Origin of the sequence: Liquorilactobacillus hordei DSM 19519, from assembly GCF_019443985.1 — a bacterium.
GTDB classification, from domain to species: domain Bacteria; phylum Bacillota; class Bacilli; order Lactobacillales; family Lactobacillaceae; genus Liquorilactobacillus; species Liquorilactobacillus hordei.
The window spans coordinates 663,921-677,132 of record NZ_CP049303.1; the positions used below are offsets into that span (position 1 = coordinate 663,921).

The following is a 13,212-nucleotide window of genomic DNA, read 5'->3' on the forward strand; positions in this document are numbered from 1 at the left end:
ACTATTAAATTTTATTGCAACGTAATTATGGTAAAATATCAGTGAAAGAGCTATTAGGTACGTTTTTTAAAACGTCTAGGGTAATTATCCATATGGAAAGTAGTGATAAAATGGAAGAGAAGGCTTTGTTTCCAGGAAGTACAATTGGAATCATAGGAGAAAGTTCCAATGGAATTATGCTTGCGGAAGCAGCTAAAAAAATGGGATTTAAAGTCATTGCCTACAATAGTGATGAGGCTGCACCAACGATGCAAGAAGCAGATTTGGGAGTTGTTGGATCATTACATAGTAAGGCAAAGCTGCAAGATTTTGCGGAGCGCTGTGATCTTGTAACTTATGAGTCAGACAAGGTATCCTCAGATGTAATTGAAGCAATTGGACAATATACCAAAGTTCCTCAAGGAAGCGAACCATTAGAAATAACACAAGATCGCTTATTGGAACGTGCATTTTTAGAACAAATGAACATTAATATTGCACCTTATGCCACTATTGTAAGCTTGGATGATATTTATCAAGCAATTGGTTCTATCGGTTATCCATGCGTTTTAAAACCGATCCAAAAAGGATTTGGTAGAAAACGACAACAAGTGATCAATAGACAGTCGGATATTGCGAAATGCGCTGATATTATTGATTTGGGTACTTATGTATTGGAAGCATGGATTCCATATGAGAAAGAACTCTCAGTAATAATTGGAAAAGAATTCGATGGAAAGCTTAATTTCTTTCCAATTGTAGAAAATATTTATCGTGATCATCACTTGTTTCAGTCAATTACAAAAAGCCAACTTGAAGCGGATGTTCAAGCAGAAGTGCATAGAATAGCAACTGAAATTGCTACTCAACTTGACTATGTTGGTGTATTGGAGATTGCGTTCTTCTTAACTAAGAGTGGTTCACTTTATGTAAAGCGAATTGTTCCAGCACTCCATAAGGCAGGATTTGTTTTTGAGAAGGCAACTAATATTTCAATGTTCGAGTTACATCTGAGGGCTCTTTCACGGATGCCAATTCCGCAGGTAAGATTTGTCCAACCTACTGTGATGGTTGCGATTAAAAATGAAGACTTAGAACCATTGAGAACACAGTGGGTATTAAAAGATAATTGGTTTTATCGCTTTTATCGTTATCCTCAAACTAAGAGAATGGTTAATCCGGGATATCTGCTTGTTCTTGCAGAGACAACGACGGCAGCTATTCATCAAATTGAAGCAACGAATATTTGGAGTGATACAAGTACCGAAGGTGAAGAGCCAAATGAAACAGTGGATGAAGATACACAATGAAAGTAAAAGCAACGGTTTAACAGACTTTGATGAAGCTTTCAAAATTTGTTATTTATTTTCATGTCTTTCAACTTTAGAAAATATTCTTGGATTCTAACATGAATAAAATACTGCAGCGGGAAAAACTTTTCAATTTTTCGCTGTGGTATTTTGTTTTAGAAACAATGTGTAGCATGGTAAAGTATTTTTTAGCCTAAGAAGTATGAAAATCTATGTGATTGAAGTCTGATTCTTTTGTCTTTTTTTAAGAAGCATAATGTTTTTTTTGGTATAATAAAATATGATTGGATTCAAGAGAGGATTGAAAAAAGTGACGGTAGAAAGACTACTAAAAGGAATGAATGATAAGCAACAAGAGGCTGTCTTATGTACTGAGGGCCCACTATTGATTATTGCAGGAGCTGGGAGTGGGAAGACACGTGTTTTGACACATCGTGTAGCTTATCTGATTGAGGAAAAACAAGTCAATCCTTGGAATGTATTGGCAATTACATTTACGAATAAAGCTGCGGCAGAAATGCGGGAACGAATTGGTCATTTAATGAAGGAGGGTGCAAATGATGTGTGGGTTTCAACATTTCATGCACTCTGTGTAAGAATTTTACGACGTGATATTGATAAAATTGGATACAATCGAGCTTTTACAATTACGGGAACTAGTGAACAAAAGACACTTATCAAACATATATTAGCTGATTTAAATATTGATGTTAAAAAGTTTGATCCGCGCGCAATTTTAAGTGAGATTTCAAATGCAAAGAATGCTTTAAAAACACCTGCAGATTATCGGATGAATATTCAAGGACCATTCGAACAAGTTGTTGCGGATGTTTATCCAGAGTATCAAAGACAATTAGAAAATAATCAAGCAGTCGATTTTGATGATTTAATTATGCTGACACACCGGCTGTTTAAAGAAGTACCAGATGTACTTGAGTTTTATCAACGCAAGTTCCAATATATTCATGTTGATGAGTATCAGGATACTAATCAGGCTCAATATGAACTTGTTAGCTTATTGGCAAAAAAGAATCGTAATCTGTGTGTTGTGGGTGATGCAGATCAAAGTATTTATGGTTGGCGTGGAGCTAATATGGAAAACATTATGAATTTCGAGCAAGATTATCCAGATGCGACACTGGTGAAATTGGAACAAAACTACCGCTCTACAAAAACAATTTTACAAGCAGCAAATTCAGTAATTAAAAATAATACGAACCGTAAAGCCAAAGAATTATGGACACAAAATACCGAAGGAACAAAGATCAAGTATTATCGTGGACAAAATGCAAATGATGAGGCTTTTTATGTCGTGCGTAATATTCAAAAAATGATGCGTGAAAATGGTAATCAATACAATGACTTTGCAATTTTATATCGTACGAATGCACAGTCACGAACAATTGAAGAAACGTTCATAAAGGCTAATATTCCTTATAAGATTGTTGGAGCACATAAATTTTATGATCGCAAAGAAATTCGTGATGTTCTAGCATATATGCAGCTTGTGACCAATCCACAAGATTCATTGAGTTTTGAACGAATTGTTAATGAACCAAAGCGAGGAATTGGTGGAACAAGCCTTGAACGATTAAATGATTTTGCACAAAGTATGGGAATGAGTCTCTTAGATGCGGCAAGTAATGCAGTTTTGGCCAATATTTCAGGGAAAGCAAGCAATGCATTAGGAAACTTCGCCAATTTAATTAATGATTTACATGGATTACGGGACAAATTGAGTATTACAGAAATGACAGAACGTATTCTTGATAAGAGTGGCTATAAGAAAGTGTTAGAAGATTCTAAGACATTAGAAAATCAAAGCCGCCTGGAAAACTTGGAAGAATTCTTGTCTGTGACTAAACAATTTGATGATTCATGGGAACCTGAAGATGAAGATAGCGACCCATTTGTTGACTTTCTAGCAGACCTAGCATTAGTCTCAGATCAAGATAGTTTAGTTGAAGAAGCAAATGAGGTTACTTTGATGACACTACATGCGGCTAAAGGGTTGGAATTTCCAATTGTTTTCTTGATGGGAATGGAAGAAGGAATTTTCCCACTGTCACGTTCTATGATGGATGAAAATGAACTTGAAGAAGAACGCCGCCTTGCTTATGTTGGAATTACACGAGCAGAGAAGGAATTATTTTTGACAAACGCATTCTCAAGAATGCTATACGGCAGAAGACAGACTAACCCGGCCTCAAGATTTATCGAGGAAATCGACTCTGAATTGTTACAAGCAGAGAATCAACAAGTTGCAAATACAAGTATAAGACGCAATGATTCTAGAAAAGAGTATCCTTTTGGACAATCTAAGACTCACTACAAGATGCCAGCAGGAACTGTTGAACAACATAAAAGTACTGGTGCTGAAAAAGTTGGCTGGAGTGTTGGAGACAAAGTCTTACATAAGGCTTGGGGTGAAGGTACAGTTGTTAAACTCTCTGGAAGCGGGGAAAATATGGAACTTGATATTGCATTTACAGGAATGGGAATCAAACGTCTATTGGCGTCCTTTGCACCAATCAAAAAGAAATAGGTCTAATCAAGAGGAGGTCAGAAGATGATAGCTGATACTAAAAAACAGGCACAGAAAAAAATTAAGGAATTAGTTAAACAATTAAATGACTGGGCAAACCGCTATTATGTAGAAGATCAGCCAATTGTGGAAGACTATGTTTATGACAAAGCCTACCGTGAACTTATCGAATTGGAACGGGAATATCCGACATTTATTCTGGAAGATTCTCCCACACAAAGGGTCGGGGGGCAAGTTCTGAGCGGCTTTGAGAAGAAAGAACATGAAATTCCAATGCTCTCATTGGGGGATGTTTTTTCAAAACAAGAATTAGATCAATTTGATCAGCGATTGAGTAAAGCACTTGCTACGAAAGTCGATTACAGTTGTGAACTTAAAATTGATGGTTTGGCAATTTCACTTATTTATAAAGATGGAATTTTTGTACAAGGCTCAACTCGCGGTAATGGAATAATTGGCGAAGATATCACAGAAAACTTAAAGACAATTAGAGCAATTCCGCTGAGGTTGAATGAACCGGTTACGCTAGAAGTTCGGGGCGAGTGTTATATGCCGAAGAAAGCTTTCGTAGGTCTTAATAAAAAAAGAGAAGAACAGGGATTACCGATTTTTGCGAATCCGCGAAATGCCGCAGCAGGAAGTTTACGACAGCTAGACACTAAGGTAACGGCTGCAAGACAACTTAGTACTTTTATCTATTATTTGATGGAACCTGATAAATTTGACTTAAAGACCCAAACAGAGGTGCTTAAAAAACTACATGAGTGGGGATTCAAAGTCAATTTGGAATCTCAGCAATCAAGAAGTATGGAAGAAATTTTTAATTATATTGATAAATATCAAGCAAAAAGGGCAAGTCTTCCATATGAAATTGACGGAATTGTACTAAAAGCAGATGATTTAGCAACACATGCAATTGTTGGAAATACGGTCAAAGTTCCCCGTTGGGCGATTGCTTATAAGTTTCCTCCAGATGAACAAGAAACGGTTGTAAGAAAAATCGAATGGACAGTTGGCCGAACAGGGACGGTTACACCAACTGCAGTGATGGATCCAGTCCAACTTGCGGGAACAACAGTTGCAAGAGCCTCATTGCATAATCCAGACTACTTAAAAGAAAAAGATATCCATCTATTGGATACAGTAAAATTACACAAAGCTGGCGATATCATTCCCGAAGTTTCAGAAGTAGTATTGACCAAACGTCCTGTAGACTCAACGCCAATAGAAATTCCAACGAAGTGTCCAGTATGTAATGCAGAGTTAGTCCATCTTGACGGGGAAGTCGCTTTGCGTTGCATTAATCCAAAATGCCCTGCCTTAGTTAAGGAGAGTCTGGTTCACTTTGCGTCACGAAATGCAATGGATATTACGGGATTAGGTCCTAAAGTTGTTGAACAGTTATTTACAAAGCAACTAATTAGTGATGTTGCAGACTTGTATCGTCTAACTTTTGAAGATTTACTTAAATTAGACAACTTTAAAGACAAGTCTGCTAATAATTTGTTGACAGCGATTGCTAATAGTCGGCATAATTCTGTTGAGCGACTTCTTTTTGGATTAGGAATTCGACATATAGGTGCAAAAGTTGCAAAACTGTTGATGATACATTTTAAGTCTTTAATCAAATTAGTTGATGCAGACGAAGAAGAAATTGCACAATTAGATTCATTGGGACAGGTAATTGCGACAAGTATCGTTACTTATTTTGACAATGTTGAAGTCAAAAAATTGGTTGCAGAGTTAGCGGATGCTGGTGTTAATTTAGAATATAAAGGGCCTGATACAAAGATTAGTGTCAATGCAGATAATTACTTTAATGGTAAAAAAGTCGTTTTGACAGGAACATTAGATCAATTGAAGCGTTCAGAGGCAAAAGCATGGCTTGAAGCAAATGGTGCTGATGTTGTAGGCAGTGTATCCAAAAAAACAAATATCGTAATTGTCGGGCATGATGCTGGTAGTAAGTTGGCAAAGGCAGAAAGTCTTGGAATTGAAATAATGAGTGAGCAACAGTTTATTGAACAAATGGAGGCTGCAAAGTGAAAAAAGTAGGAGTCATATTAGGTGCCGCATTAAGTGTTGTACTACTTGCAGGATGTGCAAAATTGGATTCGGCCACGTCTACTGTAAAAAATGCTGCAAAGAGTGCGTCATCTTCATCAGGTTACCAAGTGACGGGAAAATCTGCAGATAGTGAATATCAAGGTGTTGTTGAAAATGGCAAGTATCTGACTAGTAAAGCACGAGGAGTAGGAATTTCACAAAATTCGGATAATTTATTGAATTTAAAGAGTTTTGAATCTGGATTGACACAAATCTCTAAGACCAAGTATTCAACCAGTAATTATGTTTTCCGTGAAGGTCAATTATTATCTTCAACAACTGTTGAGAATTGGTTGGGAAGAAAGTCCAAGAGTAATTCAACTGGATTAAATCCAGAAGATAATGGTCAAACGGATGCCGACAAACGTAATCCAATTTATATTCAACAGATTGAGGAACAAGACTATATGAAAGAAGTTGACGGAAAACTTCAACTTGCGGGAATTACTATTGGAATTGGAATGAATTCAAAAGACTACTACCAAAAAGAAGAGTATGGGGCAACTTATACTACAACCATTTCAAAGGAGAAGATGATTTCTGAGGGGCAACAAGCAGCCGCTAAGGTTTTGGAGCGCCTGCGCAAGACTAGTGGTGTGTCTGAAAATACGCCAATAATTATTGCAATGTTTCAACAGGCCACAAATGACAGCCTTGTTGGGGGGTCGTTCTATCAGTATACCTATGTAGCAAATGGGTCAACGATTAGTGATTGGAATAGCCTAAATTATAAGAGTTATGTCTTCCCTGAAACCTCAGTATCTTCAGTACCTAATGATAATGATGAAACTTCTTTTGAGAGTTTTAAGAAGCAAGTTCAGAATTTCTTTCCAAATCTTGCTGGAGTAACGGCACAGGCCGAATACAAGAATAAGACGCTTCAAGGGATGAATGTTAATATTACAACTCAATTTTATAGCTTAACTGAGATTACAAGTTTCACACAATATTTGGCGCAAGCTGCTAAGACATATCTTCCAAGTGGAATTCCGATTGATATAACGGTTAAGGGAACGGATGGGGCAGTTCAAAGTTTCCTTGCACGTAAGTCAGATGAAAGTAGTTTCTATACGCATGTTTTTGGAAGCTATTAAAAAAGGTAATTCTGTTGCGCATATCATTGTTTAGTTATGCTAAAATGATTACTGATGAAATAGGAAAAGAGGGAGTTTGAATGGCAATTAGTGCAAGTGAAGTAAAGCATGTTGCAGGTTTAGCAAAATTAGCTTTTACAGACGAAGAATTGCAGAAATTTACAGGTCAGATGGATGAGATTATCGGGATGGTCCAGCAACTCAAAGAAGTTGATACTGAAGGAATTCCTGTAACGACACATGTAACTGATGCGATAAGCGTAATGCGTGATGATATTGCAGTTAGCGGTACACCACGTGAAGAATTGATGAAGAATGTTCCTCAGCACCAAGATGGCTATATTAAGGTACCAGCAATCATTGATGAAAGTGAGGAAGCATAGTCCATGGATTACTTTAAGCACGATCTTGCAAGTTTGCATGAATTATTGGTTAACAAAGAATTAAGTGTGACTGATCTTACGCAACAGACTTTTGATAATATTGAAAAACGAGATCAAAAAATTGGTGCGTTCTTGAGTTTAAATAAAGAAGTCGCATTAAAACAAGCCGCACAACTTGATCAAGAAGGAGTTGCTGCAAATAATATTTTGGCAGGAATTCCGCTTGGAATTAAGGATAATATTGTAACGAAAGATTTAAAAACAACAGCTGCTAGCAAAATTCTTGAAAATTTTAATCCAATATATGATGCAACTGTAATGGAAAAATTAAACGCACTACAAACAATTACAGTAGGAAAAACAAATATGGATGAATTTGCAATGGGTGGTTCAACTGAGAGCTCAGCATTCAAGTTGACAAAGAATGCTTGGGACCAGAATAAGGTTCCTGGAGGTTCATCTGGTGGTTCAGCAGCTGCAGTTGCTTCTGGCGAAGTGATTGCTGCACTTGGCTCAGATACGGGAGGTTCAATTCGTCAACCAGCTGCTTATAACGGAATCGTTGGGGTAAAACCAACATATGGTCGGGTTTCAAGATATGGATTGATTGCTTTTGCTTCAAGTCTTGATCAAATTGGACCATTTACTAGGACTGTCAAAGACAATGCAATCTTGTTAAATGCAATTAGCGGTTTGGATTCACGTGACTCAACTAGTTCGAGCCATGCTATTCCAGACTTCACTTCTAAGTTGAATGGCGATATTAAAGGAATGAAAATTGCAGTTCCTAAAGAATACATGGGCGAAGGTGTTGCTGCAGAGATTCGAGAAGGAATTAAAAATGCGATTGCAGTCTTTGAAAAGTTGGGTGCAATTATTGATGAGGTAAGTCTGCCACATAGCAAGTATGGGGTACCTGTTTATTATATTATTGCTTCATCTGAAGCAAGCTCAAACCTGCAACGCTTCGATGGGATTCGTTATGGGCATCGCTCTTCTGATGTTAAGAACTTGGAAGATGTTTATGTGAAGTCTCGTTCTGAAGGCTTTGGTGATGAAGTTAAGCGTCGAATCATGCTTGGAACATTCTCCTTATCTGCTGGAACTTATGATGCATTCTTTAAAAAGGCAGCACAAGTACGGACCCTGATTTGTCAAGACTTTGCCAATGTATTTAATGACTATGATCTTGTTTTAGGGCCTACTTCTCCAACTACGGCATTTGGTATCGGTGAGGATATTAATGACCCAGTTACAATGTATATGAATGATATTTTAACAATTCCTGTAAACTTAGCGGGTCTTCCAGGAATGTCACTTCCTGCTGGTTTTGCGAATGGTCTTCCAATTGGAATGCAGTTGATTGCCAATCGCTTTGATGAAGAGACAATGTATCGAGCAGGTTATGCATTTGAACAAGCAACTGATTTTCATAAAGAGGTTCCAACGTTTGGGGGGCAAGATTAATGAATTTTGAAACAACGATAGGGCTAGAAGTCCATATTGAAATGAAAACAAAATCAAAGGCTTTCTCGCCCGCACCTGTTAAATATGGTGTAGAACAAAATACAAACACTAATGTTGTTGATTGGGGCTTCCCAGGTGTATTGCCTACTATCAATAAAGGTGCATTGGAATATGGAATGCGTGCAGCTTTAGCACTTAATTGTGAAATTACAAAAGATATTCATTTTGATCGAAAGAATTACTTCTACCCTGATAATCCTAAAGCATACCAAATTACACAAGCACAGACTCCAATTGGTCGTAATGGCTGGCTTGAAATTGAAGTAGATGGTAAAAAGAAAAAAATTGGAATTGAAGAAATGCATGTGGAAGAAGATGCAGGGAAGAATACACATAATCCAGACGGTTATTCGTATGTCGATTTGAATCGACAGGGAACACCATTAATTGAGATTGTGTCTAAACCAGATATAACTTCTGCTGATGAGGCATATGCCTACTTGGTTCGTTTGCGTCAAATTATTCAGTTTACCGGAATCTCTGATGTTAAGATGGAAGAAGGTTCCATGCGTGCAGATGTTAATGTATCGGTACGTCCAATCGGTTCTGACAAGTTTGGAACAAAGACAGAAATGAAAAACTTGAATTCATTTGAACATGTAAAAAAAGGTGCTCACTATGAATCAAAGAGGCAACAGAGAGTACTATTATCAGGTGGAAAAATTCAACAAGAAACACGTCGCTTTGATGAACCAACAGGCGAGACAATTTTAATGCGTGTCAAAGAAGGTGCGAGTGATTATCGTTACTTCCCAGAACCAGATATTCCACCAATCCATATTTCAGATGATTGGATTAAGGAAGTTCGTGAGTCAATCCCTGAAATGCCTGATAAGCGTCGTGAAAAATATGTTTCTTCATGGGGAATTCCAGAGTATGATGCAGGAGTTCTTACACAGACTAAGGAAATGTCTGACTTCTTTGAATCAACTGTTGCTGAAGGTGCAGATGCAAAGCTTGCGGCTAACTGGTTAATGGGTGAAGTTAATGCCTACATGAATGCTAATAAGTTGGAATTACTTGAGACTAAGTTAACACCAGAACACTTAGCAAGTATGATTAAGTTGATTGAAGATGGAACGATTTCATCTAAGATAGCTAAGAAGGTCTTCCAAGAGATCATTACAAATGGCAGTGAACCAAAGGCTTGGGTCGAGGCTAAGGGGCTTGTCCAGTTATCAGATCCAAAAGTTCTAGAACCATTGATCGCAACGGTTTTGGATAATAATGAAAAATCAATTGAAGATTTCAAAAACGGTAAGGGACGTGCAATTGGTTTCTTGGTTGGTCAAATCATGAAAGAAACTCATGGTAAAGCGAACCCTAAAGTTGTTAATAAGTTATTAATGGAAAGTTTGCAGAAAAGATAATGGCGTAAGGAACTGTTAACAACCTTTTTTGTGAAGATTTGAAGGAGAGGTAGCGATGAAAAAGCGTTGTCGGATTATTTACAATCCAACATCTGGGCGTGAGGCAATGCGTAATGATCTTGTTGAAATTCTTGATATTCTTGAGAATGCTGGATATGAGACAAGTGCGTATCGTACAACCGCTAAGCCAAATTCGGCACGCGATGAGGCAGAACGGGTAGCGCGAGCAGGATTTAACTTAATTGTTGCGGCTGGTGGGGATGGTACCATCAATGAAGTGGTTAATGGGATTGCACCATTGAAACACCGCCCAATGATGGGAGTTATTCCTGCAGGAACAACAAATGATTATGCAAGAGCATTGAAGATTCCACGTGAAGATCCGATAGCTGCTGCAAAGGTGATTGCTAAAGGCAAAACAGTCAGCATGGATATTGGTCAAGCTGACAAGAAGTATTTTGTAAATATCGCAGGTGGTGGATTGTTGACGGAATTGACTTATGGTGTTCCATCACAATATAAGTCACTCTTTGGTTATCTCGCTTACCTTGTTAAGGGTGCAGAAATCTTACCACGCATAAAACCAATTAATATGCATCTTGAATATGATGAAGGTGTCTTTGATGGTAAAGCGTCAATGTTTTTCTTGGCATTAACTAATTCAATTGGTGGATTTGAACAGATTGTTCCTGATGCATCACTTGATGATGGCAAATTTACATTGATTGTAGTTAAAACAAGTAATCTTGTTGAAATCTTACAGTTGATGACAATGGTTTTAAACGGTGGTCGGCATATTAAAGATCCACGTATTTTGTATGTTAAGACTTCTAAGGTGATTGCTAAACCAGTAGATGAGAAAATGATGATTAATATTGATGGTGAATATGGTGGAGATGCTCCAATGGTGTTCAAGGATTTAAAACAACATATCCAAATATTCGCTAATACGGACAAAATCCCAGATACTGCAATTACATCTTCCAAGACAACTGAAGAAATTATTGCAGAGCACTTTGTAGCAGAAGTCGAGGACCTCTCAGAAAAGGATCTTGATGGTGATGGTGTAATCGGAGTACCTAGTAAAAAATAGTTAGTAACATGTTGATAAGTTAAATAGCCGTTTGGTTTAGACAAATCAAACGGCTGTTTTGTGTGGATAAGGATTGCACTTATCAACAATTCAGTATAAAGTAAAACTATGATTCATAAAAAAGGAGAAATAAATGAGCAAACCACCAGTAACAAAAAATCAAAAATTAACGTTGACAATTAGCGATTTAACGTACCAAGGAATGGGTGTAGGAAAAGTTGATCACTATCCATTATTCATTGAAGATGCACTTCCTGATGAGGTTGTGGATATCACTGTGATGAAAGCAAGTAAGAACTATGGATTTGCAAAAGTTATCAACAGGCATAACGATAGTCCGCTTAGAACTGCAGGAATTAACAAAACTTATACACAGACAGGGATTGCACCACTGCAACATCTTAAATATGATGCTCAACTCAGCTTTAAGCGTAATCAAGTTGTGGAATTGTTAAAGAAGTCCCATTTGGAAGAAATTGAGGTCGCGCCAGTCTTGGGAATGGATGAACCAGTTCATTATCGTAATAAGGCTCAAGTGCCGGTCAGAATGGTTAAAAACCAACTTGAAACTGGTTTTTTTAAGAAGAATAGCCATAATTTTGTGCCAATGGAAGACTATCTTATTCAAGATGAACGAATTGATGAAGTTATCAAGAGTGTGCGAAACATTTTGCGTAAATATATGATTAGTGCGTATGATGAGAAGACACATAAAGGTGTAGTGCGGCACATTATTGTACGTCGTGGGTACTATTCACATGAAGTAATGGTAGTGTTAGTAACACGGGCGAAGAAAATTCCAGAATCAGATGAGATTGTGGATGAAATTCTAAAGGCTTGTCCAGATGTGCGTACGGTTGTGCAAAACGTCAATCAGGAAAAGACAAATGTTATTTTAGGAAAAACGGAAAAAATTCTTGCGGGAGACGGACGTATTACTGATAGTCTTAATGGCATTAACTTTGAGATTTCTGCACATTCATTCTATCAAGTTAACTCCATTCAGACAGAGAAAATCTATCAAAAAGTCGTTGAAGCAGCGGAATTAACCGGAAAAGAAACTGTGATTGATGCATATTGTGGAATTGGAACAATTTCTTTGAACCTTGCACAAAAAGCAGAGAAAGTCTATGGAGTTGAAATCGTTCCTGAAGCAATTGCGGATGCTAAGAAAAACGCAACTGTAAATGACATTAATAATACAACTTTTGAAGTTGGTACGGCAAGCGAATGGATGTCTAAATGGTCTGAAGATGGAATTAAGCCAGATGTTGTCGTCTTTGATCCACCACGTAAGGGGTTAGAACCAGAAGTTATCAACAGTACAGTGAAGTTATCCCCAGAAAAAATTGTTTATGTGAGTTGCAATCCAGCAACGTTGGTGCGTGATATCCAGTTATTCACAGAACAGGGTTATCAAGTAGTGAAACCAATTCAACCGGTGGATCAGTTCCCGATGACCACACACATCGAGTCAGTTACGGTTTTAAAACGGGTAGCTGGCAAGTAAAATGCAGTATGAAATGTTAGCGTGATATAAATCTTTAAAAATAAAATCGTTAATTTTAGCGAAGGAAATGAGCAACCATTCCTGATGGAACTTGTTTTCATTGCCAAAGGCGTTGACTTTTTTTATTAAGTCGGTTAACATAACCGTGATAGTATAATTAATTTTTAGTGAGGAAAACATTGATGAACATATTGAAATCAAAAACTCAATATATGTGTCTTTGTGGATTGTGTCTTAGACGATCCACCTTTTTGGCGTGATGTTTTTCTAGCTAAAAAATGGAACGGATGAGACG

General features: G+C 37.5%; 9 protein-coding genes. All 9 read left to right on the forward strand.

What is annotated here, in order from left to right; translation table 11 throughout:
• Nucleotides 1–110: 110 nt before the first annotated feature.
• The 9 genes from G6O70_RS04440 to rlmD all read left to right on the forward strand — a co-directional run bounded on the left by G6O70_RS04440 (nt 111) and on the right by rlmD (nt 12,917).
• Nucleotides 111–1,289 (forward strand): 5-(carboxyamino)imidazole ribonucleotide synthase, encoded by a 1,179-nt coding sequence (locus G6O70_RS04440; RefSeq protein ID WP_057868691.1) that lies wholly within the window; start codon nt 111–113, stop codon nt 1,287–1,289.
• A gap of 310 nt (nt 1,290–1,599) precedes the next feature.
• Nucleotides 1,600–3,834, forward strand: coding sequence for a DNA helicase PcrA (gene pcrA / locus G6O70_RS04445; protein WP_057868690.1), 2,235 nt, complete (start codon nt 1,600–1,602; stop codon nt 3,832–3,834).
• 24 nt (nt 3,835–3,858) lie between these two features.
• Nucleotides 3,859–5,880, forward strand: a complete 2,022-nt coding sequence (gene ligA / locus G6O70_RS04450) for an NAD-dependent DNA ligase LigA (protein WP_057868663.1) — start codon at nt 3,859–3,861, stop codon at nt 5,878–5,880.
• Nucleotides 5,877–7,034 (forward strand): CamS family sex pheromone protein, encoded by a 1,158-nt coding sequence (locus G6O70_RS04455; protein WP_057868662.1) that lies wholly within the window; start codon nt 5,877–5,879, stop codon nt 7,032–7,034. Before ligA ends, G6O70_RS04455 begins: the two co-directional genes overlap by 4 nt.
• An 80-nt stretch (nt 7,035–7,114) precedes the next feature.
• Nucleotides 7,115–7,417 carry an Asp-tRNA(Asn)/Glu-tRNA(Gln) amidotransferase subunit GatC gene (gene gatC / locus G6O70_RS04460; protein WP_057868661.1) on the forward strand — a complete coding sequence of 101 codons (303 nt, stop codon included), beginning with the start codon at nt 7,115–7,117 and terminating at the stop codon, nt 7,415–7,417.
• A gap of 3 nt (nt 7,418–7,420) precedes the next feature.
• Nucleotides 7,421–8,884, forward strand: a complete 1,464-nt coding sequence (gene gatA / locus G6O70_RS04465; protein WP_057868660.1) for an Asp-tRNA(Asn)/Glu-tRNA(Gln) amidotransferase subunit GatA — start codon at nt 7,421–7,423, stop codon at nt 8,882–8,884.
• A complete protein-coding gene (gene gatB, locus G6O70_RS04470) occupies nt 8,884–10,314 on the forward strand; it encodes an Asp-tRNA(Asn)/Glu-tRNA(Gln) amidotransferase subunit GatB (protein WP_057868659.1) in 1,431 nt (476 codons plus the stop codon). The genes gatA and gatB overlap by 1 nt, the downstream gene beginning before the upstream one ends.
• Nucleotides 10,315–10,369: 55 nt before the next feature.
• Entirely contained in the window at nt 10,370–11,407 is a 1,038-nt protein-coding gene (locus tag G6O70_RS04475) for a diacylglycerol kinase (RefSeq protein ID WP_057868658.1), read from the forward strand.
• A gap of 133 nt (nt 11,408–11,540) precedes the next feature.
• Nucleotides 11,541–12,917, forward strand: coding sequence for a 23S rRNA (uracil(1939)-C(5))-methyltransferase RlmD (gene rlmD, locus G6O70_RS04480; protein WP_057868657.1), 1,377 nt, complete (start codon nt 11,541–11,543; stop codon nt 12,915–12,917).
• Nucleotides 12,918–13,212: the final 295 nt, after the last annotated feature.

Coding starts and splice junctions, on each gene's coding strand:
- G6O70_RS04440 (WP_057868691.1), top strand. CDS start 111: ATGGAAGAGAAGGCTTTGTTTCCAGGAAGTACAATTGGAATCATAGGA.
- ligA (WP_057868663.1), top strand. CDS start 3,859: ATGATAGCTGATACTAAAAAACAGGCACAGAAAAAAATTAAGGAATTA.
- gatC (WP_057868661.1), top strand. CDS start 7,115: ATGGCAATTAGTGCAAGTGAAGTAAAGCATGTTGCAGGTTTAGCAAAA.
- gatA (WP_057868660.1), top strand. CDS start 7,421: ATGGATTACTTTAAGCACGATCTTGCAAGTTTGCATGAATTATTGGTT.
- gatB (WP_057868659.1), top strand. CDS start 8,884: ATGAATTTTGAAACAACGATAGGGCTAGAAGTCCATATTGAAATGAAA.
- G6O70_RS04475 (WP_057868658.1), top strand. CDS start 10,370: ATGAAAAAGCGTTGTCGGATTATTTACAATCCAACATCTGGGCGTGAG.
- rlmD (WP_057868657.1), top strand. CDS start 11,541: ATGAGCAAACCACCAGTAACAAAAAATCAAAAATTAACGTTGACAATT.